Genomic DNA, 24,559 nt, shown 5'->3' with positions numbered 1-24,559 from the left:
AAAAAAAGGGGAAGAAAATTATAAACCTTGACAAATATATTTTAATCATAATAGTAGCCTGACTTGATTATAATTTAAAAACTAATGTCATGAAACGTTTTATTATTGTTTTGTTATTTTTAAGCATAACCACTGCATCTTATTCGCAAGATATGGATGGAAATATAAGGATGGAAGAATTACCGGGAGTTGTAATTAAAAGTGCTGGAAAAGACTTTTCTATATATCTACCAGATAAAAATCCAGATAAAGACGTAAGAGCTCTGCAAGAAGAGTTTATAGCTTATGATTTGGGGAAAGATTACGAAGGATATGAAACATATTTAGTGGTTATGGAAACCAGCAAAGGCTCTTTATCAGCTACTTACAATGAAAATGGAAAATTAACTAGTGTTGTAGAAAATTATAAAAATGTAAGACTTCCCAGTAGTGTAATTTACTCTGTTTACAAAGCTTTTCCAGGATGGAAAATTGTAAATGATAAATATTTATATTCTCAAAAAGAAGGTGACGTAATTAAAAAAGAATATAACCTCAGAATAAAAAAAGATAAAGAAATTCGAAAATTAGTTGTCAATGCAAATGGGGATATTGTAAAAGGAATCTAATCACAAATAACTATAAATTAAAAGCTATCATTCGGGTAGCTTTTTTTTTTTGGAACATATCCAAATATTTATCTTGAAGTTTAGAGAAATCTAAACAGTAAACAACTATTTTTCTTTGATAATAATAATTCAAAAAAATCAAAATTATGATTAAACCAGTACATTTATAACATAATAAATAAAATTATTTTATGAGTAAACTACCAAATATCAGCACGAGTATTTTTACTGTAATGTCTAAAATGGCAACCGAGCATAACGCAATCAACCTATCACAAGGTTTCCCAAACTTTCCTGTTAATGAAAGATTAACTGACATTGTCGCCAAACTCGCTAAAGAAAATGTACATCAATACCTGCCTATGTCGGGATATCCACCGCTATTATCAAAAATAGCTACACTTGTCGATGACTCATACGGCAGAATAATTCAAGCTGAAACAGAAATACTGGTAACTGCCGGTGCAACTCAGGGAATTTTCACTACCATACTGACTTTGGTAAAAACCAATGATGAAGTGATTATTCTGGATCCATGTTATGATTGTTATGAAGCACCTGTATTATTATGCAACGCAAATCCAGTTCGGGTGGCGCTAAACGATGATTACACTCCAAATTGGGGAACTATAGAAAAAGTATGCTCTTCTGAGACCAAAATGATTATTATTAATAATCCGCACAATCCAACGGGGAAAATTTTAACGAAATCAGATTTTGAAGCTTTGGAAATCCTACTGGAGAAATATCCTGATATCCTACTTCTTTCGGATGAAGTATATGAATACATCACTTTCGAGGAAAAACATATTTCAGCACATACACGGGAAAAACTACTCCATCGTTGTGTGATAGTTTCCTCTTTTGGAAAATCGTTCCATGTTACCGGATGGAAAGTGGGCTATCTGGTTGCTCCCGAAAACCTAATGAAGGAAATCAAAAAAGTTCATCAATTTTTAGTTTTTAGCGTCAATAGTATTTGTCAAGTAGCCATTAGTGACTATTTGGATTTGGTTTCGGTAGATGAAATCGGAAAACTATATCAGGAAAAACGAGATTATTTTAGACAATTATTAAAAGAGAGTCGCTTTGAACTCATGCCTTGTGAAGGAACTTATTTTCAGGTTGCTTCCTATGCTGCTATTTCAAATGAGAATGATGTTGATTTTTGCAAACGTCTCATCATTGAACATGGTGTGGCTGCTATCCCTATTTCTACTTTTTATGCCGATGGGAAAGACCTGAAATTAATTCGTTTTTGCTTTGCCAAAGACAATGCAACTCTGGAAGAAGCCACTAAAAGATTGTGCGCCATTTGAAAGCATTGATTTTATTTTTTTATTATGCATGCATACTATTTAATTTTATTATATTTACAATAAAAAAATATCAAAAATATGAGTTATACAGATAAAATGTTGCGTGACAATGCCTTAAAAGGCAAAGTGATTGTCGTGACTGGAGGCGGAAGTGGTTTAGGAAAAGCAATGACTAAATATTTCTTGGAATTGGGTGCGCAAGTTGCCATCACATCAAGAGATTTAGAAAAACTAAAAAATACAGCTGCGGAACTGGAAGCTGAAACAGGCGGAACATGTCTTCCGATTCAATGTGATGTGCGTCATTACACCGAAGTGGAAAACATGCTGCAAGAAGTTTTGAAAGCTTTTGGTAAAGTAGATGTTTTGCTTAACAATGCTGCCGGAAATTTCATTTCACCAACCGAAAGATTATCTGCTAATGCTTTTGACACCGTAATTGATATTGTTTTAAAAGGCACAAAAAACTGTACCCTTGCTTTTGGGAAACACTGGATTGACACCAAACAAAAATCGTCCACGATTTTGAATATCGTAACAACTTATGCATGGACTGGTTCTGCTTATGTCGTGCCTAGCGCTACTGCAAAAGCAGGAGTTCTGGCTATGACGAGAAGCCTCGCTGTAGAATGGGCTAAATATGGTATTCGTTCTAATGCGATTGCACCGGGACCTTTCCCAACCAAAGGGGCATGGGACCGATTATTACCAGGAGATTTAGCCGAAAAATTTGATATGGCAAAAAAAGTGCCGTTAAAACGTGTGGGAGATCATCAGGAATTAGCCAATTTAGCAGCTTATTTAGTTTCTGATTTCTCCGCTTATATAAATGGTGAAGTGGTTGTTATTGATGGTGGCGAATGGTTAAAAGGTGCCGGACAATTTAATATTCTGGAAGCTATTCCTGAAGAACTTTGGGATCAGCTAGAAATGATGATTAAGGCAAAGAAAAATAAATAATAGTTTTGCATAAACTAAAAAAAAGAGAGTTCAATAAAGGAGGGCACTGAAAAAGTCCTTAAAGAATTAGATTTCATTAAAAGAGTAGAAAAATAAGATTTTCTACTCTTTTTTTCATCCTGAAAATGAAATACTTAAGCAAAACTCGAATTTTCCTTAATTGCCTTAAAATGTCTAATTACTAAAAAGAGATACTTTTTCAGTGGCCTCCAATAAAGAGGCTCTCTTTTTTGTTTCTGTTAATTTCTATTACATTCCAAGGCAAGTAGAATTTCGCTTTTCAGCAAACCACTTCCGCCTCCATAATGCTGCACAATAATTATATTTGGCTTCCGTATTTTGAAAAAAGAACACAAATTGGTTTCACTTTCTCTCTGAATTCCGGAACCCAACAACACAATGGAGAAATCTCTCTTTTGAAAAATTTCTTTAGCCACCTCATCATTCATAGCACCTACTCCATTCCAGTTATTATTAGAATTTATTAATCGGACAACAGTTGCCAAAATTTCGAGATGCTTTCCTATGTAAAGAATATTTGTGGTTTCCATCATTCAACTTTTATAAAATACAATGCCTCAAAGATTTATAATCCTTTGAGGCATTGTATTTCTTGTTATCTGAAATTTATTGTTTGATAAATTGCAATTCAATATTCAATCGAACTTCTTCGCTAACCAAAACTCCTCCTGTTTCAAGAGCTGAATTCCAATTCAATCCCCAATCTTTTCTATTAATTTTTCCTTCTAATGAAAGCGCCATTTTGGTATTTCCCCACGGGTCTTTCATTAATCCTCCATATTCTGTTGCTAATTTTACTGATTTAGTAACACCGTGTAAAGTTAAATCTCCAACCAGTTCGTATTCACCTTCATTAATTTTAGTAAACGAAGTTGCTTTGAATTTAATTTCTGGAAACTGGGCAGCATCAAAAAAATCTGGACTTAATAAATGGGTATCTCTATCTGCATTTCCTGTTGTGATAGAATCGATTGCTCCGGTAAATTCAATTTTTGCGTTTTCAAAATCATTGTTTTCTGATTCAATTGAAGCATCAAATTTTAAAAATTTTCCTGAGACATTGGTAAACATCATGTGTTTCACTTTAAAACCAATTTCTGAGTGTGTTGGGTCTATTACCCATTTAGTTGTTGACATATTATTATTAGTTATTTCTATTATTCATTTATCTGATTACAATTTCATTGGCACTTCCATCAAAAGGATTTCGGCATCAGCAGAATTAGCAGTGATTGTGATTTCATTTGTATCCCAAATTCCTAATCCGTCACGTTCATTTAAAGCGATGGTTCCAATGGTGAAATCGCCTTTCAAAACAAAAGCATAAATTCCGTTTCCAGCTTTTTTCAATTGATACGAAGTAGAAAAACCGTTGTCTAATTTCCCAATATAAAACCAGGCATCCTGATGAATCCAAACACCTGCGTCTTCTGGATTTGGTGATAAAATTTGTTGTAATTTATTGTGGCGATCCTTCAAGTCCAAAGTAATTTGGTCGTAACGAGGCGTTACATTTTTTTGATTCGGATAAATCCAAATTTGTAAAAATTTAACCAACTGATCTTTATTCTTATTGTATTCGCTGTGAAAAATTCCGGTACCGGCACTCATGACTTGAATATCTCCTTCTTTAATCACGGTAGTATTTCCCATACTGTCTTGATGTTCTAAATCACCTTCTAGCGGAATGGAAATAATTTCCATGTTATCATGCGGATGTTTCCCAAAACCCATTCCCTGATTTACCCTGTCATCATTCAAAACTCGCAAAACACCAAAATTCATGCGCTCTGGATTGTGATAATTAGCAAAGCTAAAAGTGTGATAGGATTCCAACCAACCATGGTTCGCATGACCTCGGGTATTGGCTTTGTGCAAAATGTAATTAGTAATTACTTCTTCTTTTGTACTATCTTTATTTTCCATTTTCGTGTTCTTTACTATTATGATACAAAGTTGCGTCAAAAAACAACCTTACGCATTGAACTGGGACAAGAAATGAAAAATAATGAGAATTTACTGTTTGGCGATTTTAGTTCTAATTTTGCTTAAAAACTCAGCAGAAATACCAAGATAGGAAGCAATGTAATGCTGGGCAACACGTTGTGAAAGTGTAGGATAGTGTTCTAAAAATTCTAGATATTTCTCTGTGGCGGTTTTAGAAATAGTGTTAAATAAGCGGTCTTGAGTAACTGCTAGATTGCGTTGCATTAATATCCGGAAAGCGCGTTCAAACTTTGGTGCTTTTATAAATAAAGCTTCTTTTGTTTCAGGACTAAACATAAAAAATTCACAATCTTCCAATGTTTCAATGAATACCCGGCTCGGTTTATCTTCATAAATACTAAAAGAAATATCGCTTACCCAAGCATTTTCGATAGCAAATTGAAGAATGACTTCAAAACCATTAGCATCAATATAATATTTCCGTACGCAGCCTTTGATAACAAAAGCTTCAAAATTGCACATCTCCCCTTCATGAAGCAGAATGGTTTTCTTGGGAACGGTTTTGTATTCCAATAAAGAATTGAAAATTTCCAGTTCTTCTGGTTCAAAAGTGACATACCGACTGATATTTTTATTGATTTGTGAATACAAAGTTCTTCTATTTTTAGAAAACTAAAGGTAGAAAAAAATGCTAATTAATAACGGCCCATAAATATATTAAATTAGCAACATTTCCTCAAAAAACAAAAACCACTCGCAATTAAATTCCTATTTTTGCTTTGATAAATAAATAATACATATTTTATGCTCATTATAGGAATTGCAGGTGGAACAGGAAGCGGAAAAACAACCGTAGTTCATCAAATTATGAATGAATTACCGGAAACCGAAGTAGGTATTATTTCACAAGACTCATATTACAAAGGAAATCATGGACTGTCATTCGATGAAAGAGCACTCATCAATTTTGATCATCCACGCGCTATTGATTTTGAGTTATTGGTAGCACATCTTAAAGAATTAAAAGAAGGAAATAACATTAATCAACCCGTTTATTCCTTTGTAACGCACAATAGAACGGACGATACCGTTTTCACGCATCCCAGAAAAGTGATGATTGTGGAAGGTATTTTAATTTTGGCAAATCCCGAATTAAGAGATTTATTTGACGTAAAAATATACGTTCACGCAGATTCTGACGAACGATTAATCCGCCGTATGAAGCGCGATATTGCGGAACGTGGCCGAGATATGCATGAAGTTATCAATCGCTACCAAACCACATTAAAACCTATGCATGAGCAATTTATAGAACCTACAAAAGCATTTGCGGATATTATTATTCCTAATGACAAGTACAATACTGTGGCTATAGACGTTGTCCGTGCGGTAATAAATCAAAAAATTCTATAATTTAGTTGTAATTTTAATCTAATCAATTATTAGGAGCTATTTCCCGCTTTCCGTTTCAATCTTTTTATCCGCCGAAAAGGCGGATAAAAAGGATTTTCACTACAAACGAAGTTCACTGAACTCCGATGAAAAATAGAAATTAAGTCAAGTAATCGGGGCTAAAAAAATAAAAATGACAAATCCGTATAAAGACAAATCTTGGTTTAAATTTTTGAGTAACAAATACGTTTGGGTATTGTTATTTTTTGCTACCTGGATGATTTTTCTGGATAACTATTCGTATTTCGACCATCGTTTTCTGGACAAGCAAATTATTGAACTTGAGGACAATGCCGCTTATTATCAGGAAGAAATAAAAAAAGACCAGGAGAATATCAAACAATTAAAAAATTCAGAACAAATAGAAAAATACGCCCGCGAAAAATACTATATGAAAAAAGATAGTGAAGATATTTATATCATTGAATTCGAAGGCGACACGATTAAAAAATAAAATCCCATCCCCAACCCTTCCCAAAGGGAAGGGAGATAAAATTAATAGTAATTATTGAAAATAAAACACCAAGTTTCGGCTCCCTCTCCTTTGGAGAGGGCTGGGGTGAGGAAAACAATAAACAAAATGACAACAAACCTTTTCGATGATTTCAATCCCATTTCTTCCAAACAATGGAAACAAAAAATCCAATTTGAACTCAATGGAGCTGATTATAATGAGACCCTAATTTGGAATTCCCCCGAAGACATTCAGGTAAAACCTTTTTACCACAAAGATGAATTCACGAAAGCTTTTCCGGTTACTACAAAAGCTACCCAATTCAAAATTTGCCAAAACATATTTGTTTACGATTTTGAAAAATCAATCGAACGAGCACTGGATTCATTAAATCGTGGTGCGGACAGCCTTCGGTTTACAATAGAAAATGAATCGATTGACATCACAAAACTACTGGAGAAATTACCTTTAGAAAAAGTTACCGTTTACTTCCATTTGACTTTTATCTCAATCGATTTCGTTAAAAAAATTAACGCATTTGCAAAGAAAAATAATACTACAATTTTCTGTAATCTAGATCCTATTGGGCAATTAGCCAAAGATGGAAACTGGTTTGTAACTACAGAAAAAAATAATTTTGAAACGCTGAATTTACTTTCGGCAGCAACAACATCTGTATCTCTAATAAGCATTAATGCCGCTTTGTATCAAAATGCAGGTGCTAACATGGTGCAGCAAATTGCCTATAGTTTAGGACATGCCAATGAATATTTCAACCGAATTGAATCTATAAATCGACCTATCGTTTTTGAAGTTTCAGTTGGGACTAATTACTTTTTTGAGATTGCAAAACTGCGCGCTTTACGATTGCTTTTTAATCTGATAGCCAAAGAATACAACCATAATCTGGATTGCAACATCATCGTTTCACCTACAAAACGCAACAAAACCTTATACGATTATAACGTAAACTTGTTGCGTACCACAACTGAATGTATGTCAGCAATTATTGGTGGAGCGGATAGTATTGCGAATTTACCTTATGATGCTTTGTATCATAAAGACAATGAATTTGGAGATCGGATTGCCCGAAATCAATTATTAATTCTCAAAAACGAATGTTATTTTGACAAAGTGAATAATCCGGCTGACGGAAGTTATTATATAGAAAACCTTACCAATCAATTAGCCGAAAAATCTTTGGCTTTATTCAAGGATATTGAGTCCAATGGTGGTTTCCTGAAACAACTTAATGATGGAATTATCAAACGAAAGATTCAGGAAAGTGCTGACACGGCGCAAGAATTATTTGATAGCGGTAAGGAAATTTTACTTGGAACAAACAAACATCCAAACAAAGAGGACAAAATGAAACACGATCTAGAATTGTTTCCTTTTGTAAAAGTCAAACCGAGAAAAACCTTGATTACACCAATAATTGAAAAACGTTTGGCTGAAAAAATGGAACAGGAAAGATTGGAGAAAGAGTGCTAAGAGTTTAGTGTTCCGTTAAAAAATATTTACAAAATATTATAATTCGTTACTAAAAAAATGAAAAGAAAAAATCTTCAACATATTCAATTAAAAAGTCAAAAGTCAAAAGTCGAAAGTGAAAATTTATTGACTAATGCATTTCTCACAGCCGAAGGAATCGAACTTAAAGAAACCTACACAGAACAAGATATTGAGAATCTCAAGCATCTTGATTTTGGGGCTGGTTTTGCACCAAATTTACGCGGACCATACGCTACAATGTATGTTCGCCGGCCTTGGACCGTGCGACAATATGCCGGATTTTCCACTGCTGAAGAAAGCAATGCTTTTTACAGACGAAATCTAGCTGCAGGTCAAAAAGGACTTTCAATCGCTTTTGATTTACCTACACATCGCGGGTATGATTCGGATCACGAACGCGTAGTGGGTGACGTAGGAAAAGCGGGAGTAGCGATTGATTCCGTGGAAGATATGAAAGTATTATTCGACCAAATTCCGCTGGACGAAATGTCAGTTTCCATGACAATGAATGGTGCTGTTTTACCCATTATGGCTTTCTATATTGTCGCTGCTGAAGAACAAGGCGTAAAACCCGAATTACTTTCAGGAACGATACAAAATGACATTCTGAAAGAGTTTATGGTGCGTAACACCTATATTTATCCGCCAACTCCTTCGATGAAAATCATTGCTGATATTTTTGAATTCACCAGTAAAAAAATGCCCAAATTCAATTCGATTTCTATTTCGGGATATCATATGCAAGAAGCAGGAGCTACTGCTGATATTGAATTGGCTTATACGTTAGCCGATGGATTGGAATACATTAGAACGGGATTAGCCACCGGAATGAAAATAGATGAATTCGCTCCAAGATTATCATTTTTCTGGGCCATTGGGATGAACCATTTTATGGAAATTGCCAAAATGCGTGCAGGAAGAATGATCTGGGCAAAACTGGTAAAACAATTTGAAACAAAAGACGATAAATCATTAGCGTTGAGAACCCATTGCCAAACTTCGGGTTGGAGTTTAACAGAGCAAGATCCTTTTAATAATGTGGCTCGAACCTGTATTGAAGCAGCAGCAGCCGCTTTTGGAGGAACGCAATCTTTACATACGAATGCTTTAGATGAAGCTATAGCCTTACCAACGGACTTCTCTGCAAGAATTGCCAGAAACACGCAGCTTTATTTACAAGAAGAAACTAAAATCACTAAAACTGTAGATCCTTGGGCTGGGAGTTATTATGTGGAAAGCCTAACCAATGAAATCGCCGAAAATGCTTGGAAACTTATTGAAGAAGTGGAAGAACTAGGCGGAATGACCAAAGCCATTGAATCTGGAATTCCAAAACTTCGAATAGAAGAAGCGGCGGCCAGAAAACAAGCGAGAATAGACAGCGGGCAGGATATCATTGTTGGTGTTAATAAATACCGATTAGAAAAAGAAGATCCTTTGCAGATTCTGGATGTGGATAACCAAATGGTACGCAAACAACAATTGGAACAATTGGACCGAATTAAAGCAACCAGAGATACCGAAAAAGTAAAAAAATCACTTGAAAAATTAACGTTGTGTGCACAAACAGGCGATGGCAATTTACTGGAAATAGCCGTTGAAGCTGCCAGAAACCGAACTACATTAGGAGAAATTAGTGATGCTCTGGAAACGGTTTTTGGAAGATATAAAGCACAAATTAAATCCTTTAGCGGTGTGTATAGTAAAGAAATAAAAGACGACAAAAGCTTTGAAAAAGCAAAACAAATGGCCGATGCCTTCGCGAAACAAGAGGGACGTCGACCAAGAATCATGATTGCCAAAATGGGGCAAGACGGACACGATCGTGGCGCAAAAGTGGTGGCTACAGGATATGCCGATGTTGGTTTTGATGTTGACATTGGTCCTCTTTTTCAAACACCAGCCGAAGCGGCCAAACAAGCCGTTGAAAACGATGTGCATATTCTGGGCGTTTCTTCTCTAGCGGCAGGTCATAAAACTCTTGTGCCTCAAGTAATCGAAGAACTTAAAAAATACGGTCGAGAAGATATCATGGTGGTAGTAGGCGGAGTAATTCCTGCACAGGATTACCAATTTTTATTTGATGCGGGTGCGGTTGCCGTTTTTGGACCCGGTACAAAAATCAGTGAAGCAGCCATTAAGATATTAGAGATTTTGATGGAAAGTTTCGAGTAGACGAATCCTACTTTAACCCCTAATTTTAGAAACATCAATCGAAAGGTTGGTGTTTTTTTTTCAAAAATATGATCCTTTTTGATCCAAATTACATATAACTATTCCTATTAAAAACTGGCATTGCATAGCAGTTTATTTTAACATAATTTATAGAAAAAATTAACCTAAAGAGCTAAATAAATGAGCTAATTTTACAAGAGATATCTGATTTTAACAAATAAAAATTTAAATAATTTTTTATTTAAAATATTGATATATAATTAATTACAATAATAAAAAGAAAAACAGTAAGCCTTAGCGTTTATTTGTTCATTAAAATTACATCTATTTAATATTAATTTAAAACCAAATATCATGAAATCATTAATTATTATTTTGTTGTTTCTCGGTTTAACTGTACCGTCTTATTCACAAGATGAGGGAAAAATGAAAATCGAAGAATTACCGGGTGTTGTAATCAAAAGTGCGGGAAAAGATTTTTCAGTCTATCTCCCGGATAATAACCCAGACCAAACCGTTAGAGCGGTAGAAGAAAAATTTATCGCCTATGACCTAGGGAAAGACAATGAAGGATTTGAAGAATACCTTTTGGTTATGAGTACCAAAAAAGGAACTTTATCTGCAACTTATGATGAGAATGGGAAATTAATACGTGTAGTTGAAGAATATAAAAATGTAAGACTTCCCAGTGAGGTAATTTATTCCATTTACAGAACTTATCCAGGATGGGCAATTGTAAATGATCAATTCCTATATACCCAATCGGAAGGGGATGTTATTAAGAAACAGTATAATGTTAAGATTAAAAAAGACAAGGAAACTATTAAATTAGTAGTTCGTCCTGATGGCGAAATTATAAAATCAAAATAATCCGATTTAGGGTAACAGAAAAAAAATAGGCTGTCAGAAATTACTATCCTGACAGCCTGTTTAATTAGTGAATTATTACCTTATATATTTTTCACAGTTGCATTGATATCAGCAACGATAAATGACGTATCATAGCCTCCAAACGCTTTCATGTAACTTCTTATGGATGTACCATAAGCATCTCTAAAATATCTTTTACCTTTATTTTTGAAATATTTCCTTACAGAACCTGCACCTCCAAGGTGTGCAGCAGCCAATATTCCGGATTCTGTTATGTGAATTCCGTTCATTATTGTACCCGCATATTTTTCAATTTCTTTTTTTAACTCCCACTTGTTTTTTGCCAAAAGAGCAATAAAAGCTTTTTCTTGCATTTCAGGGCTATTCAAAAAAGCGGAACTATTGTGTACCCCAACTGTTTTTAGAGTTTCTATACCAAACTGGTATTTACCTAAATATCCGAGTGAATTAATTTTTTTGTATTTGCTTTCAGATTCTCTGTATCCGATTGCTTCTTTGAAACCAATAAAGAAATTTCCTGTAAAAGGGATATTCAAACTGGTGTAATCTTCTTGTTTTTCAGATGGAAATAAGTAGTGTGATCCATCTTCTTCATGTACTAGAAACCAAGAGTTGGTGTCTAAATTAAAGGGTTTAAAACCCGAGCTTAAAAAGGCAATAATAATTGTCAAACCTGTATAAAAATACCATTTCTTTATCATAAATTGTTTTTCTTCAAAACGCTGTCCCGTTAAGAAATTTCTACGTGCAAATATACGCAAAAAATAATTATACTGATAATCAATGAGTTAAAGTTTACTAAAAATAGATTAAGTGTAATTTAACATCGTTGAAGTGCACCATTTCAATCGTTGGAGCAGGTATTTTTACTGTATTTAAAACTGAAAAAAGAGTCTTTAAAAAGTGTGATTGGGTGTTAATTTTAGTCAAATCAACATCAAAACTCAGGTAAAATTGTCTGTATCTTTGTGTATTTAGAGTCGAAAATGGAGCCTCATTTTGTCTATTTCCGGTTATCATTCCTTCGGCTCCATAACCCAATGCAAGATTCAACCATTTTGGTATTTTTGAGCCTTTAGCAAAGGAATGTAAATTGATTGAAAGCCAATAGGTTTGTCCGTTATAATCTTTTAGAATTTGTTCTGTAAATGAACTTCCTAAAACTTCCGGTCTTTGATTCGCATATTGGGTGGTATGAAAAGAAAATTTGGGAGTTATGCGTTGTTCTTTCCATATTAATTCTTGTGAAACATATAAAGCCGTTCCAGAAGCATTTGCGATTATATCGCCGGATGAAGCACCCCATTCAGAAGAATATCCATCCATAACCTCAACAGCCGTCAAAAAAGCAAATCCCAAACCAGCTCCGTAAACCAATTGGTCCTTTTTACTGGCTCCACTCCATTGTAACATTTCGGCACCAAACCTGCCTAAATGGTACGAAGAAAAAGAATGTCCCAGTTTATCCATTTGAAGCCATTCGGAATTATCATTTATAAAATGAAATTCAGACTTGGGATAATCGGCATACCAAAGTTGGTTTAAGCCTACCAAAACCCCTGATGCAAATACCGCCTCAGAAATCACAACGGTTTGTTGCCTTTTTTTATTTAAAGAATCCGATGGTGTAAGAAAATCATCAATTGTATTTTGCGAAAAACCAGTTTGATACCCAATCAGAAGCAAGAATAAAAAAAGCAGTTTTTTAAATTTCAAAACTATCTTTTTACACCTTGGCTGTTGATCCAATCCGAATATTTTTTGGCGTTTTTGTTATGTTCTTCTAAAGTAGCGGCAAATTCATGATACCCAAAACGATCCACACTGGCACAGAAATAAATAAAATTATTTTTCTCCGGATTTAAAACTGCTTCAAGTGCCGTGATATCAGGCATCGCGATAGGTCCCGGAGGAAGTCCTAAATTCACATAGGTGTTATAAGGAGAACTCATTGTTAAATCATTATAAAAGACTCTTTTGATGACCTGATCAAAATCATTTGATTTCTTTTTTATCGCATAAATAACTGTTGGATCAGCCTGAAGTGGCATTAAAGCTCTTAAACGATTCAAATAAACACCCGCAATTCGAGGTCTTTCATCTTTTTTTACTGATTCTTTGTGCACTATGGAAGCGAGAATAGTTGCTTCAATTGGGGTCAATCCCTGTTTTTTAGCTTTTTCTACACGTTCCTTATTCCAAAAATTTCTATACTCTTTAATCATTTTATCTCGGAATTTTTCAGCCGAGGTATTCCAATAAATTTCATAAGTATTAGGAATGAACATCGCCAAAACATTTTCTTCGGTAAAACTATTTTCTTTCAAAAAAATAGAATCTTTAAATGAAGTCAACAATGATAAACTGTCAGCTTCAATTTGGGAACCCACACGCCCTGCAAAATTCTCCAATCGTTCCTGGTTATTGAAAGCCAAATTCACCGGCACATTGATTCTCAAAGCCTTCACCAGTTCATAACTGTTCATTCCTTTTGTGAATAAAAAACGGCCTGGTTTTACATTTTCAGCATAATCTCTTTTGTTTACAACCGTTTCAAAACGATCCATATTTTCGATATAAGGAGCAATTATTTTTTTGACATCTTCATATTCAGAATCTGTTGGAATGAATACATAAACCTCTTTGTCTGCAAATTTTGTATTAGCCGAAAAAATCTGACGCAACAAAATAAATCCGTAAATCATTAATACGGATATCAAAACAACAGATACGATTGTTATAATTTTCTTTAAGTTCAAAATAATTATTTTTTTTAAAATTGCTGCGCCAGTTCGCTGACGCTCGTGTGATTATTAATTAATTGAAAAACAGCTTCATCTTTGTAAACGCCACTGACTAAATTCCAATCTTTTTTTATTCCTATACTTTGAAAACCAAATTTAGTAAAAAGAGCTATACTAGCTACATTTTCAGTGCCAATATTTGCATATAATTGATGCAGATTAAGATGATGAAAAGCATATTGAATTAATAGCCCCAAAGCCTCCGAACCAATATTCTGATTGCGATTTTCATTCCCCTGAATTACAATCCCAACTCCTGCCCTATTATTCTTTGGATCAAAATCAAATAAATCAATTAATCCCAGAGCCGGGAAATCCTGATCCTGACAAATAGCCAATCGCAATTGCTTGGCTTCATAAATATCCTGATGCGCATTTTCCAGATATTGTTTCACCAAAAAACGACTGTAAGGTGTATGTGTATTGCTCACTTCCCAAATACTCTGGTCATTTTCTATGGCATACACAAACTCCAAATCATTGGGTTCCAATGCACGGATGTAAATGTTATCGCCTTTTAATGTTATCATTCTTGAGGTTAGAAGTTATAGGTTAGGAGTTAAAGGCTTGAGGTGCCAAATTGACTCCTCAAGTTATCAAACTCGGATTGATTAAGTCCAATTATGGAATTCTCTTAAATTATAGACCGACAATTTCTGAATTAATATGAAAATCAATCCCGAAGCTTCGGGACTAAAATCTTAAATCTCTATACTTCCTTTAAAAACAAATTCTGCGGGTCCTTTCAAGAAAACATTGGTAAACTGTCCGTCCTTTTTATCAAAAGAAACGACTAATTTACCTCCCTCAACATTCAAATCAATGGAGTTAGCTTCAGTTTTTCCTAATGCATTCATCGCAATTGCAGCTGCTGTAGCACCGGTTCCGCATGAAAGTGTTTCATCCTCTACGCCTCTTTCATAGGTTCTCAATGAAAAAGTAGTCGCATCAACTTGTTTTACAAAATTGATATTGCTTCCTTGTTTTCCATACAATTCACCATATCGAATACTAGCTCCGTTTTCTTTGACATTATAATGTTCTAAATCTTCCACCAATTGCACATGATGTGGCGAACCGGTATTCAGAAAAACATGATCTGGAGTGATTTTTACATCCGCAACATCTATCATTTGTAAAGAAACTAGCCCATCATCCGCTATTGTTGCGTGATGCAAACCATCCGTAGCAATAAAAGTAGTGCTATTTTGAATTACGTTTAGCTTTTTGGCGAAAGCCACTAAACATCTTCCTCCGTTCCCACACATGGAACTTTGATTCCCATCCGAGTTGTAATACACCATTTTGAAATCGGTTTCAGGATCATTTTCTAATAAAATAAGTCCGTCTCCGCCTATTCCAAAACGTCTGTCGCATAAGTGGGCTATGAGTTGAATATTGTCTTTTGGAAAAATCCCCTGACGGTTATCAATCATCACGAAATCATTTCCTGTTCCTTGGTATTTATAAAATTCTATTTGCATTTTCTTTGAATTGAGAGATACAAAAGTACGAACTATTAATGAAATGTTAATCATTGTTAAAGAGCGTTAAACTGTTTTTCAAAAAAACAATTTAACCCTATTTTTACCTTAAAATAATTTAAAATGAATTCTAATATGAAACGATTTTCAACACTGTTTTCAATATCATTGCTGAGCGGAGCCGTGACATTAGGCTCTTATAAATTATTATTTGACAATGACGGCTATTTTTCGGGCAACAAAAACCCAATCGTAACCGCTGCCTCAGATTCGTATGGAAAAAGCGTAGGACTATCCGCTGAGAATGTTGATTTTACCGAAGCTGCCGAAAAGACCATCCACACGGTAGTTCACGTAAAAAATGTATCCCGTAAAACCGTCACCAACCCAATGCTTGAATATTTCTATGGTTATGGCGGCCAACAGCAACAAGAACAAGTTGGAACGGGTTCCGGTGTAATTATTTCTGAAGACGGTTACATTGTAACTAATAATCATGTGGTAAAAGATGCTTCGGAAATTGAAATCACCTTGAATAATAAAAAATCATATCCCGCAAAATTAATAGGAACCGATTCTAAAATGGACATCGCGCTATTGAAAATCGATGCTGATGAAAAATTACCTTATACCGCTTTCGCCAATTCTGATTCGGTGAAAATTGGGGAATGGGTTTTGGCAGTGGGAAATCCGTATAACTTAACCTCTACGGTAACCGCGGGAATTGTTTCGGCTAAAGCCAGAAATCTTGACACTAGTGGAATCCAATCTTTCATACAAACGGATGCTGCCGTAAATCCAGGAAATAGTGGTGGCGCATTGGTAAACACCCGCGGAGAACTAATTGGCATCAATACGATGATTTCTTCCATGACAGGTTCTTATGTTGGGTATTCCTTTGCGGTTCCATCAAATATAGCTCGAAAAATAATTGAGGATATTATGGAGTTTGGTAATGTACAAAGAGGTATTCTTGGGGTTGAAGGAGGCGAATTAAACGGAACTGCTTCGAAAGAATTGGGCATTTCCCAAACACAAGGATTTTACATCAATAGAGTTACCAAAAATTCCGGTGCCGAAAGATCAGGGCTTCAAAAAGGAGATATCATCGTACGATTAGATGACCAAAATGTGGCAACTTTTGCCGATCTATCGGGTTATATAAATACCAAAAGACCGAATGATAAGGTTCAAGTAACTATTTTAAGAGACGGAAAAAATAGAATTGTGCCCGTAATTTTGAGTAAAAATGAATTTTTCAGTACAGAATTCAAAGGATTGGAATTAGAAAACATAGATGCAGCTGACAAAAAGAAATTCAATCTGGACTATGGGGTAAGAATTAGATCCATTACCAATGAAAACCTGAAACAATATGAAGAAGAACTCAAAGGAAATATTGTTTTGAGCATTGATAATGTAAAAGCAAAAGATATCGAAACGGTGTCTAAATTCTTAGACAAAAAAGAGGAAAGTCAAAGTATCCGAATTGAAATGATAAATAAAAACGGAGAAATTATAAAAATTATTATCTAATATTTATAATCTCAAAAATGGAAGCCATCTTGTAAAACCAAGGTGGCTTTTTTATTTTAAAAATAAATCAGAAAATAGGCTACGAAATCGATTGAAATGGGTAATTTTGCGCAAAATTTAAAAAAATCATTAATTTATTTTACAAATTTTCAACATGAGTATTACATACGAAAAAGAAGTTTCTTTTCAAGCCGACAGACGACGTGCAGGAGTAGAATTGATCAAAATCATCAGTGATTTATGGTATGACAAATCAATTGAAATGGTTTTATTTAGAAATCAACTAATTGACAAAAACGTAAGCGAAATCATCAACTTGCATGATTATGCGGGTGAATTTGTGGGCAAACCAATTTCTGTATTTGATTCAGTAGAAATTGCCAGAGCTGTTTTAGAATTGGATTTACCGCCTTCAAAACTGGATATTGGTAAACTTACCTATGAATATCGTTTGGAAGATGAAAAATATCCTGACACAAGGCATTTTGTAATAGACAAATTAAAAGACGCTAAAAACTCTGAGGAAATTCAACCTAAAGATGTAGTGTTATATGGTTTTGGCAGAATTGGAAGATTATTAGCACGTGAGTTACTTTCGAAAACAGGAAAAGGAAATCAATTGCGATTGAGAGCCATTGTAACTCGTGATAAAAATGACGCCACTTCTCTAGAAAAAAGAGCTTCATTATTGCGTTATGATTCTATTCACGGCGATTTTCAAGGTTCTGTAATAGCTGACACAAAAAATAATGCTTTGATAATTAATGGCACAACCGTTCACATTATCACTGCAAACGGACCTGAAGAAATTGATTATACCTCATATGGAATTGACAATGCTTTGGTTATTGATAATACTGGCGCTTTCACTACCCATGAAGCTTTAAGCAGGCATTTAGTTTCAAAAGGAGTAGATAAAGTCTTGCTTACCGCCCCTGGAAAAGGTGTTCCAAATATCGTTCATGGCGTCAACCAAAATGAATACAATCCGGATGAAATAAACATTTTTTCAGCTGCGTCATGTACAACGAATGCGATAACACCAATCCTAAAAGCTGTCGAAGACACTTTAGGCGTTGTAAAAGGACATTTAGAAACCATTCATGCGTATACTAACGACCAGAATTTGGTCGATAACATGCATAAAAAATACCGTCGTGGTAGAGCCGCTGCATTAAACATGGTAATTACCGAAACGGGTGCAGGAAGTGCTGTTGCAAAAGCATTACCATCGCTTGAAGGGAAATTAACGTCCAATGCGATTCGGGTGCCGGTTCCTAACGGTTCACTGGTAGTTCTGAATCTTGAAATTTCAAGAACAACTTCGATTCAGGAAATTAATGCCATCATGAAAAAATATGCTTTGGAAGGGGAACTGGTCGAGCAAATCAAATATTCGTTGAATAACGAGTTGGTTTCTTCGGATATTGTGGGTACTTCGGCGCCATCAATTTATGACAGCAATGCAACGATTGTTTCCAATGACGGAAAAAATATCGTCTTGTACATTTGGTATGACAACGAATATGGCTACAGTCACCAAGTCATCCGATTGGCAAAATATATTGCTAAAGTAAGACGTTTTACGTATTACTAGCATTTAGATTACAGGTTGTACGTTGCCGTTTTTAGTTTTAGTTTTAGTTTTTTTTTAGATAAAAGCAACCCAACCTGAATTAAATAGAAAATCCGTCCCGATAAATCAGGACGGATTTTTTTTATTCAAATCAATTATGCCTATCACTCCAAACCGCTTAAATGAACTTTAATTTCTTATATGTTTTAAAATCATGTTGTCATTTAAAACAAAAAATGCCATTTAATGGCTACCGTCTGGACACATCTGAAAATAGAACACAGATAACACGGATCTAACAAATTAACACAGATTTAAATTTGTTCTTTTCTATTCTAATTAAAAAAGTCGTGTCCCGAAGTGCCATAATCATGTTGGCTTTTTCATGTTATAATCAAAAAATTCTGTGGCAATCCGTCTAATCTGTCAAATCCGTGTTCTATTCTAATGTATAAAAAATTGTACCCACACGGTAGGATTTAATGATTTCTTTTAGTGAGTTAAATCGGCAAAACAGTGGTACTCTTTACTTCCGAAATAATAAAAAAGCTATTAATTAAAGAAACCTCCGGCAAAACCGACAATTTTTTCTGATGAAAATAATGGTAACTTTCCATATCTGGCAATACGATTTTCAACATATAATCAAAATTCCCAGAAACAAAATTACATTCTACCACTTCTGGCATATTTAGAATCGCCTGATTAAATCCTTCTGAAATATCATAATTCTGTTTTACGAGTGTCACCTGGCAATATACCGTCAGGTTTTTACCCAGTTTCTTTTTATTCAAAATCGAAACATACTTCTCAATAATGCCTTCTTTTTCCAAACGCTTTACCCTGTCATGAACCGGTGTCAGCGAAAGATTGATTTGATTGGCAATATCTTTCAGGGTCAAATGCGCATCTTCCTGAAGAAGACGTAAGATTTTTTTGTCGGTTTCGTCCAGTATCATAATTTGTTGATTCTTTTTTAAGATATAAAAGCAGTTTTTTTTTCTTTTTAGAAATATAAAAAAAGGCTGTATCAGAAATATTTCATGCTAAATTACTAAATAAAATGAATATTTTCTTAATTTAATACCATATAGCAATAATATTTTCTTTATATATAAATTTGTAATGCAATTAAACTCAAACATTTAAACACATCACTATGATAATCGGAATTCCTAAAGAAATCAAAAATAACGAAAATCGTGTTGCACTTACACCTGCAGGTGTAGCTGAATTCAAAAAACAAGGTCATATCGTTTATATACAAGCAAGTGCTGGTGAAAATAGTGGTTTTAGCGACAAAGCATATGCTGAGGCTGGAGCAGAGTTATTGCCAACAATTGAAGCCGTTTACAGCATTGCTGAAATGATAATCAAAGTAAAAGAGCCTATTGCTTCTGAATATCCTTTGATCAAAAAAGACCAATTATTATTTACCTATTTCCACTTTGCATCATCTGAACCATTGACTCATGCTATGATTGAGCGTGGCGCAGTATGTCTTGCCTATGAAACTGTTGAAAAAGCAGACCGTAGCTTGCCTTTATTAGTACCAATGTCAGAAGTGGCAGGCCGTATGTCAATTCAGGAAGGTGCTAAATATTTAGAGAAACCATTGAAAGGAAAAGGAATCCTTTTAGGTGGTGTTCCGGGAGTTCCACCTGCAAAAGTATTAGTTTTAGGTGGTGGAATCGTAGGAACTCAAGCCGCTAAAATGGCCGCTGGTTTTGGTGCTCAAGTAACCATTATGGATGTAAGCTTACCACGTTTGCGTTACCTATCTGATGTGATGCCAGCTAATGTGACTACTGTTATGTCAAACCATTATAACATCCGTGAAGCAATTGCTACAGCTGATTTAGTTATTGGAGCTGTTTTAATTCCAGGTGCCAAAGCACCACACTTAATCACTCGTGATATGTTGAAATTAATGAGCCCGGGAACTGTAGTTGTTGACGTAGCTGTTGATCAAGGTGGCTGTATCGAAACTTGCACACCTACAACTCATGAAGATCCAACCTTTATCATTGATGATATTGTTCATTATTGCGTAGCGAACATGCCAGGTGCTGTTCCTTATACTTCAACTTTGGCCTTGACAAATGCAACTTTACCTTATGCTTTGCAATTAGCAAACAAAGGATGGAGAAAAGCATGTGTAGACAATGAAGAATTGAAAAAAGGATTAAACGTAGCCAACGGTAAAATTGTCTATAGAGGAGTTTCAGATGCTTGGAACTTACCATTTAGTGAAGTGGAAACTGTATTGTAAGATTCGAATAAAGAAGCAAGAAAAAAGACTTGCCGCACTTAAATAGAAAATCCGTTTCATTAATTTGAGACGGATTTTTTTATTAGGAGCTATTCCTGCTTTCCGTTGCAATCTTTCTAGTCCTGAACTTGTTTCAGGATCCTGAAACAAGTTCAGGACTAGAAAGGATTTCCTCTGCAATCATGGCTAAAAAAGAAGCAAGACGCCAGAAACGAATCGTTTTAAAATAGAAAATCCGTCAAGTTACTACAACGAGACGGATTTTTTTATTTCTCAGCTTAAAACTGAGACTGATTACTGTAATCTACAATCTGCTAACTGAGACTGAACACTGAATACTGAACACTATTCCTTAGGCTTTGTCAAATAATAAACAGGAATTCCAATCAGCATAATCAAAACACCCCAGCCGCTTGTACTTGTTTTAGTATATAATAAAGCAAGACAAATTGCACTTGCAATAACAATATAGAGTCCCGGTAAAAACGGATATCCAAAAGCTTTATAAGGTCTTTCTACATCTGGCATTTTCTTGCGAAGAATAAATATCCCTAAGATGGTCAGAATATAAAATATCAAAACGATGATCACTACAAAATCCAATAAATCACCATATTTCCCTGTCAAACACAAAGCCGAAGCCCAAAAACATTGCATCCATATAGACCATGCAGGAACACTGGCTTTATTCAATTCGGCTGCTTTCTTGAAGAAAACACCGTCTTGAGCCATCGTATAATAGACTCTGGCACCCGCCATAATCAATCCGTTGTTACAGGCAAAAGTCGAAATCATAATCATCACAGCAATAATCAAAGTCCCAATGGATCCAAAGATATTTTGTGAAGCTACAACAGCCACACGGTCAGACTCGGCCGTGGCAATGCCTTGCAAAGGCACAACAGCCAAATACATAATATTAGCCAAAATATAAATAACACTAACGATTAAGGTTCCTAAGAACAAACTCAATCCCACATTGCGTTTTGGATTTTTAATTTCACCTGCAATAAAAGTCACCCCTTCCCAAGCCACACTCGAGAACAACGAACCCACTAAAGCTGCCGAAATTGCTGAAATCAGTGCCGTTCCGCTTATAGGCATCCAAGATCCGTTAGTCACATCCATAGATTGTGAAACCCAAGCATTAGTCCAGTTCGCATCCCATACTTCAGCTTTTGCAGCCATGAAACCAAAAATAATTAAACCTCCCAACGATAGAATCTTGATTACGGTAAGAACCGTTTGTAAGATCTTAGAGTTTTTTACTCCACGGCTATTGATGTAACTCAATAAAATAATGGTAACAATAGAAACAATCTGGGCAGCATTAAGTTTGAAATCGCCGATCTCATACAAAATATTTTTATCGCTTAGAGGCGGGTACAAATAGGCGGAAAATTTAGCAAAAGCCACCCCCACGGCAGCAATTGTTCCAGTTTGTATCACCGCAAAGAAACTCCAACCATATAGAAAACCCACTAATTTACCATACGCCTCTTTGATATACACATATTGCCCTCCGGCTTTAGGAAACATACCACTCAATTCACCATAACTGACGGCGGCAATCACTGTAATTACACCCGTAAGCACCCACATAGCAATTAGCCAACCGGCCGAGCCCAACTGGCGCACCATATCTGAGCTTACTATAAATATTCCCGAGCCTATCATCGATCCCACCACAAGCATGGTTCCGTCTAGTAATCCGAGTTCTCTTTTAAAATCTTCTGGTTTATTGTCTTCCATATTTTGGTTTAAGTTTTTGGTTTAAGTTGGCTAAAGATATACTTTTTTTGGAAATTTAAGAAAATAGCCGAAGAGATGATAAATAAATAGATGATTGAGAAAGAAAAAACTATTTATTTGGGCGTGACCCTCCGTAAAAACTTTGGGTCGGGCTGTGCGCTGTATCTTTATTTTCTTAAAGAAAGAAAATAAAGGATGCCGCTTCCATCCCTCACGCAGACCGAAATAACTATGGCATTTATCCATTTCAAGAAAATTTTAATATATTTGAAAATATAGAACGAAAGAAACTTTCGCCAATCCACCCAAATAGGGTATGCTTTGCGAAAGTTTGTTTCGGGTATATACAAGTTAGCGGCAAGCTTAGTGCGACACCAAAAGTAATTAAACAGACAAAAAAATTGACAGTACAACCACTAATTGAATATTTTAAAAACTATCTTCCCTTAAACGACGAAGAAATAAGCCTGCTGACTTCAAGAGTAACACAACGACAGATAAAACGCAGACAAATGATTTTGCAGGAAGGCTTTGTTTGCAAACATTACACGTTTGTAGAGAAAGGTTGCTTTAAAATGTACGGCATTGACGAAAAAGGAACGGAACACAATTTGAGATTTGCAGCAGAAAATGACTGGATTGCTGACTTAGGAAGTTTCTATTCCGAAAAGCCAAGCAAGCTTTTTATTGAAGCAATTGAACCTTCTGTAATCCTACAAATTGAAAAGAAAGATTTACTTTTTTTGTTTGTTAATGTACACAAGTTTGACAGAAACTTCAGGGTAATTGTGGAAGAAAAATTTATCGAACTTCAAAATCGGTTATTACAAAACTTTAGTTCAAATGCACATCAACGTTACTTAGATTTTTTAGAGCAATACCCAGACCTGTCATTGAGGTTACCCAATACTCAAATAGCATCCTACCTTGGCATTACACCTGAATTTCTTAGTAAAATACGAGGTGAAAAATTAACTAAATAATTCTTACCCTTAAACTATATTAAGACTATTTCTTAAACTTGTTTATTGGATGGTGAGACAATCGCAAAGCATCTTTGCATTGTAAAACAAATCAGTCTTACAATTTAAAAAACAGAAAAATGGAAACAACAACAACAGAGTTTTTTAAGCAGTTTGTACAATTCATAAATACAGCAGACGAGAATTTATCTCAGCAATTAATAAGTCCAGTGGCAAATTTTATGTCCCGGGACAAATTGAACCACTTCAAGGCCAAAAAGGTTATCTAACAATTATTGCAATGATGCGTAGTGGGTTTCCAGACATTCAATGGACAATCGAAGATATGATAACAGAGAACGACAAAGTTGCTGTAAGGTTCACTATGAAAGGCACACATCAAGGAGCGTTTTTTGGTACCAGCGACTGAAAAACCTATCATAGTTCAAGCTATGAACTTTTACCGCTTGTCTGGTGACCAAATTATTGAGGAATTCGGACAACCCGATATGCTTGGCTTATTAAAACAAATTGGAGCAGTAGCACAACTATAAAATTCAAACAATGGATGCGTTTTTGAAATATTACGGCTTAGATTGGATAGCTATGGCAGCAAGCCTTTTAGCCGTTTATTTAATTGGCGATAAGAACCGAATGGGTTTTGTGAGTTACATCATTGCCAATGTCGTCTGGATTTATCTTGACATTTTCAAGATGCAGAGTTTGGGCATCAGCGTTGGCAATGTTTTCTTTTTTATGATGAACCTTCGAGGTTTTTTGAAATGGAAAAACCAATCGAACATTACGGATAATACAAATGAAATTTAGAAC

The 24,559-nt window shown here is 35.1% G+C and carries 25 protein-coding genes; 14 read left to right on the top strand and 11 right to left on the bottom strand.

What is annotated here, in order from left to right; all coding sequences use genetic code 11:
• The first annotated feature begins 89 nt into the window (after window positions 1-89).
• The 3 genes from ACNO7W_RS04120 to ACNO7W_RS04110 all read left to right on the top strand — a co-directional run bounded on the left by ACNO7W_RS04120 (window position 90) and on the right by ACNO7W_RS04110 (window position 2,887).
• A complete protein-coding gene (locus ACNO7W_RS04120) occupies window positions 90-608 on the top strand; it encodes a hypothetical protein (protein ID WP_417937130.1) in 519 nt (172 codons plus the stop codon).
• Between the two features lie 191 nt (window positions 609-799).
• Window positions 800-1,927, top strand: coding sequence for a methionine aminotransferase (locus ACNO7W_RS04115; protein ID WP_417937129.1), 1,128 nt, complete (start codon window positions 800-802; stop codon window positions 1,925-1,927).
• A gap of 78 nt (window positions 1,928-2,005) precedes the next feature.
• The gene (locus ACNO7W_RS04110; RefSeq protein ID WP_185963099.1) at window positions 2,006-2,887 is read left to right on the top strand and encodes an SDR family oxidoreductase; all 882 of its coding nucleotides are present in this window, start codon (window positions 2,006-2,008) and stop codon (window positions 2,885-2,887) included.
• 239 nt (window positions 2,888-3,126) lie between these two features.
• Here ACNO7W_RS04110 and ACNO7W_RS04105 read toward each other — a convergent pair whose 3' ends face one another.
• The 4 genes from ACNO7W_RS04105 to ACNO7W_RS04090 form a co-directional block, all read right to left on the bottom strand.
• Window positions 3,127-3,438 carry a hypothetical protein gene (locus tag ACNO7W_RS04105; RefSeq protein ID WP_235890160.1) on the bottom strand — a complete coding sequence of 104 codons (312 nt, stop codon included), beginning with the start codon at window positions 3,436-3,438 and terminating at the stop codon, window positions 3,127-3,129.
• A gap of 76 nt (window positions 3,439-3,514) precedes the next feature.
• Window positions 3,515-4,045, bottom strand: coding sequence for a YceI family protein (locus ACNO7W_RS04100; RefSeq protein ID WP_143388441.1), 531 nt, complete (start codon window positions 4,043-4,045; stop codon window positions 3,515-3,517).
• A 36-nt stretch (window positions 4,046-4,081) separates the two neighbouring features.
• Window positions 4,082-4,834 (bottom strand): pirin family protein, encoded by a 753-nt coding sequence (locus ACNO7W_RS04095; protein ID WP_417937128.1) that lies wholly within the window; start codon window positions 4,832-4,834, stop codon window positions 4,082-4,084.
• 90 nt (window positions 4,835-4,924) lie between these two features.
• Window positions 4,925-5,506 (bottom strand): Crp/Fnr family transcriptional regulator, encoded by a 582-nt coding sequence (locus tag ACNO7W_RS04090; protein WP_417937127.1) that lies wholly within the window; start codon window positions 5,504-5,506, stop codon window positions 4,925-4,927.
• 153 nt (window positions 5,507-5,659) lie between these two features.
• Between ACNO7W_RS04090 and udk the strand changes: the two genes are divergently transcribed.
• From udk to ACNO7W_RS04065, 5 genes are all read left to right on the top strand, one after another.
• Window positions 5,660-6,268, top strand: a complete 609-nt coding sequence (udk, locus tag ACNO7W_RS04085) for a uridine kinase (protein WP_143388438.1) — start codon at window positions 5,660-5,662, stop codon at window positions 6,266-6,268.
• A gap of 172 nt (window positions 6,269-6,440) precedes the next feature.
• Entirely contained in the window at window positions 6,441-6,761 is a 321-nt protein-coding gene (locus ACNO7W_RS04080) for an FtsB family cell division protein (protein ID WP_417937126.1), read from the top strand.
• 126 nt (window positions 6,762-6,887) lie between these two features.
• Complete coding sequence (locus tag ACNO7W_RS04075; protein ID WP_417937125.1) at window positions 6,888-8,255, top strand: methylmalonyl-CoA mutase subunit beta; 1,368 nt, start codon at window positions 6,888-6,890, stop codon at window positions 8,253-8,255.
• A 57-nt stretch (window positions 8,256-8,312) separates the two neighbouring features.
• Window positions 8,313-10,451 (top strand): methylmalonyl-CoA mutase, encoded by a 2,139-nt coding sequence (gene scpA, locus ACNO7W_RS04070; RefSeq protein WP_417937124.1) that lies wholly within the window; start codon window positions 8,313-8,315, stop codon window positions 10,449-10,451.
• Window positions 10,452-10,805: 354 nt separating this feature from the next.
• Window positions 10,806-11,321: a hypothetical protein gene (locus ACNO7W_RS04065; protein ID WP_314896522.1), complete on the top strand. Its 516-nt coding sequence runs from the start codon at window positions 10,806-10,808 to the stop codon at window positions 11,319-11,321.
• 80 nt (window positions 11,322-11,401) lie between these two features.
• On the opposite strand, the gene ACNO7W_RS04060 is transcribed toward ACNO7W_RS04065, so the two are convergent.
• The 5 genes from ACNO7W_RS04060 to dapF all read right to left on the bottom strand — a co-directional run bounded on the left by ACNO7W_RS04060 (window position 11,402) and on the right by dapF (window position 15,630).
• A complete protein-coding gene (locus ACNO7W_RS04060) occupies window positions 11,402-12,043 on the bottom strand; it encodes a peptidoglycan-binding protein LysM (RefSeq protein ID WP_417937123.1) in 642 nt (213 codons plus the stop codon).
• A 97-nt stretch (window positions 12,044-12,140) separates the two neighbouring features.
• On the bottom strand, window positions 12,141-13,058 hold the full coding sequence (locus ACNO7W_RS04055; RefSeq protein ID WP_417937122.1) for a DUF2279 domain-containing protein: 918 nt from the start codon (window positions 13,056-13,058) through the stop codon (window positions 12,141-12,143).
• Between the two features lie 2 nt (window positions 13,059-13,060).
• Entirely contained in the window at window positions 13,061-14,101 is a 1,041-nt protein-coding gene (mltG, locus tag ACNO7W_RS04050) for an endolytic transglycosylase MltG (protein WP_417937121.1), read from the bottom strand.
• A 14-nt stretch (window positions 14,102-14,115) separates the two neighbouring features.
• Complete coding sequence (locus ACNO7W_RS04045; RefSeq protein WP_417937120.1) at window positions 14,116-14,676, bottom strand: GNAT family N-acetyltransferase; 561 nt, start codon at window positions 14,674-14,676, stop codon at window positions 14,116-14,118.
• 171 nt (window positions 14,677-14,847) lie between these two features.
• On the bottom strand, window positions 14,848-15,630 hold the full coding sequence (gene dapF, locus ACNO7W_RS04040; protein WP_143388429.1) for a diaminopimelate epimerase: 783 nt from the start codon (window positions 15,628-15,630) through the stop codon (window positions 14,848-14,850).
• Window positions 15,631-15,765: 135 nt separating this feature from the next.
• Here dapF and ACNO7W_RS04035 point away from each other — a divergent pair, with 135 nt between their 5' ends.
• Both ACNO7W_RS04035 and ACNO7W_RS04030 read left to right on the top strand, forming a co-directional pair.
• A complete protein-coding gene (locus tag ACNO7W_RS04035) occupies window positions 15,766-17,166 on the top strand; it encodes a S1C family serine protease (RefSeq protein WP_417937202.1) in 1,401 nt (466 codons plus the stop codon).
• A gap of 154 nt (window positions 17,167-17,320) precedes the next feature.
• Window positions 17,321-18,763 carry a glyceraldehyde-3-phosphate dehydrogenase gene (locus ACNO7W_RS04030; protein ID WP_417937119.1) on the top strand — a complete coding sequence of 481 codons (1,443 nt, stop codon included), beginning with the start codon at window positions 17,321-17,323 and terminating at the stop codon, window positions 18,761-18,763.
• A 479-nt stretch (window positions 18,764-19,242) separates the two neighbouring features.
• On the opposite strand, the gene ACNO7W_RS04025 is transcribed toward ACNO7W_RS04030, so the two are convergent.
• Window positions 19,243-19,701, bottom strand: coding sequence for an Lrp/AsnC family transcriptional regulator (locus ACNO7W_RS04025; RefSeq protein ID WP_417937118.1), 459 nt, complete (start codon window positions 19,699-19,701; stop codon window positions 19,243-19,245).
• 200 nt (window positions 19,702-19,901) lie between these two features.
• Here ACNO7W_RS04025 and ald point away from each other — a divergent pair, with 200 nt between their 5' ends.
• Window positions 19,902-21,014, top strand: a complete 1,113-nt coding sequence (ald, locus tag ACNO7W_RS04020) for an alanine dehydrogenase (protein ID WP_417937117.1) — start codon at window positions 19,902-19,904, stop codon at window positions 21,012-21,014.
• 345 nt (window positions 21,015-21,359) lie between these two features.
• On the opposite strand, the gene ACNO7W_RS04015 is transcribed toward ald, so the two are convergent.
• Window positions 21,360-22,766, bottom strand: coding sequence for an APC family permease (locus ACNO7W_RS04015; RefSeq protein WP_417937116.1), 1,407 nt, complete (start codon window positions 22,764-22,766; stop codon window positions 21,360-21,362).
• Between the two features lie 401 nt (window positions 22,767-23,167).
• Here ACNO7W_RS04015 and ACNO7W_RS04010 point away from each other — a divergent pair, with 401 nt between their 5' ends.
• The 3 genes from ACNO7W_RS04010 to ACNO7W_RS04000 all read left to right on the top strand — a co-directional run bounded on the left by ACNO7W_RS04010 (window position 23,168) and on the right by ACNO7W_RS04000 (window position 24,556).
• Complete coding sequence (locus ACNO7W_RS04010; RefSeq protein ID WP_417937115.1) at window positions 23,168-23,749, top strand: Crp/Fnr family transcriptional regulator; 582 nt, start codon at window positions 23,168-23,170, stop codon at window positions 23,747-23,749.
• Between the two features lie 160 nt (window positions 23,750-23,909).
• Entirely contained in the window at window positions 23,910-24,158 is a 249-nt protein-coding gene (locus ACNO7W_RS04005; protein ID WP_417937201.1) for an ester cyclase, read from the top strand.
• 134 nt (window positions 24,159-24,292) lie between these two features.
• The gene (locus tag ACNO7W_RS04000; protein ID WP_417937114.1) at window positions 24,293-24,556 is read left to right on the top strand and encodes a nicotinamide mononucleotide transporter; all 264 of its coding nucleotides are present in this window, start codon (window positions 24,293-24,295) and stop codon (window positions 24,554-24,556) included.
• The last annotated feature ends 3 nt before the right edge of the window (window positions 24,557-24,559 follow it).

The organism is Flavobacterium sp. ZB4R12, assembly GCF_048276375.1.
In the GTDB taxonomy this organism is placed as follows: domain Bacteria; phylum Bacteroidota; class Bacteroidia; order Flavobacteriales; family Flavobacteriaceae; genus Flavobacterium; species Flavobacterium gawalongense.
This window is presented reverse-complemented; position numbering and strand designations above follow the sequence as displayed.

Coding starts and splice junctions, on each gene's coding strand:
- ACNO7W_RS04105 (WP_235890160.1), bottom strand. CDS start 3,438: ATGGAAACCACAAATATTCTTTACATAGGAAAGCATCTCGAAATTTTG.
- ACNO7W_RS04030 (WP_417937119.1), top strand. CDS start 17,321: ATGAGTATTACATACGAAAAAGAAGTTTCTTTTCAAGCCGACAGACGA.
- dapF (WP_143388429.1), bottom strand. CDS start 15,630: ATGCAAATAGAATTTTATAAATACCAAGGAACAGGAAATGATTTCGTG.
- ACNO7W_RS04120 (WP_417937130.1), top strand. CDS start 90: ATGAAACGTTTTATTATTGTTTTGTTATTTTTAAGCATAACCACTGCA.
- ACNO7W_RS04045 (WP_417937120.1), bottom strand. CDS start 14,676: ATGATAACATTAAAAGGCGATAACATTTACATCCGTGCATTGGAACCC.
- scpA (WP_417937124.1), top strand. CDS start 8,313: ATGAAAAGAAAAAATCTTCAACATATTCAATTAAAAAGTCAAAAGTCA.
- ACNO7W_RS04025 (WP_417937118.1), bottom strand. CDS start 19,701: ATGATACTGGACGAAACCGACAAAAAAATCTTACGTCTTCTTCAGGAA.
- ACNO7W_RS04095 (WP_417937128.1), bottom strand. CDS start 4,834: ATGGAAAATAAAGATAGTACAAAAGAAGAAGTAATTACTAATTACATT.
- ACNO7W_RS04110 (WP_185963099.1), top strand. CDS start 2,006: ATGAGTTATACAGATAAAATGTTGCGTGACAATGCCTTAAAAGGCAAA.
- udk (WP_143388438.1), top strand. CDS start 5,660: ATGCTCATTATAGGAATTGCAGGTGGAACAGGAAGCGGAAAAACAACC.
- ACNO7W_RS04065 (WP_314896522.1), top strand. CDS start 10,806: ATGAAATCATTAATTATTATTTTGTTGTTTCTCGGTTTAACTGTACCG.
- ACNO7W_RS04000 (WP_417937114.1), top strand. CDS start 24,293: ATGGATGCGTTTTTGAAATATTACGGCTTAGATTGGATAGCTATGGCA.
- ACNO7W_RS04035 (WP_417937202.1), top strand. CDS start 15,766: ATGAAACGATTTTCAACACTGTTTTCAATATCATTGCTGAGCGGAGCC.
- ACNO7W_RS04080 (WP_417937126.1), top strand. CDS start 6,441: ATGACAAATCCGTATAAAGACAAATCTTGGTTTAAATTTTTGAGTAAC.
- ACNO7W_RS04100 (WP_143388441.1), bottom strand. CDS start 4,045: ATGTCAACAACTAAATGGGTAATAGACCCAACACACTCAGAAATTGGT.
- ACNO7W_RS04115 (WP_417937129.1), top strand. CDS start 800: ATGAGTAAACTACCAAATATCAGCACGAGTATTTTTACTGTAATGTCT.
- ACNO7W_RS04015 (WP_417937116.1), bottom strand. CDS start 22,766: ATGGAAGACAATAAACCAGAAGATTTTAAAAGAGAACTCGGATTACTA.
- ACNO7W_RS04075 (WP_417937125.1), top strand. CDS start 6,888: ATGACAACAAACCTTTTCGATGATTTCAATCCCATTTCTTCCAAACAA.
- ald (WP_417937117.1), top strand. CDS start 19,902: ATGATAATCGGAATTCCTAAAGAAATCAAAAATAACGAAAATCGTGTT.
- ACNO7W_RS04060 (WP_417937123.1), bottom strand. CDS start 12,043: ATGATAAAGAAATGGTATTTTTATACAGGTTTGACAATTATTATTGCC.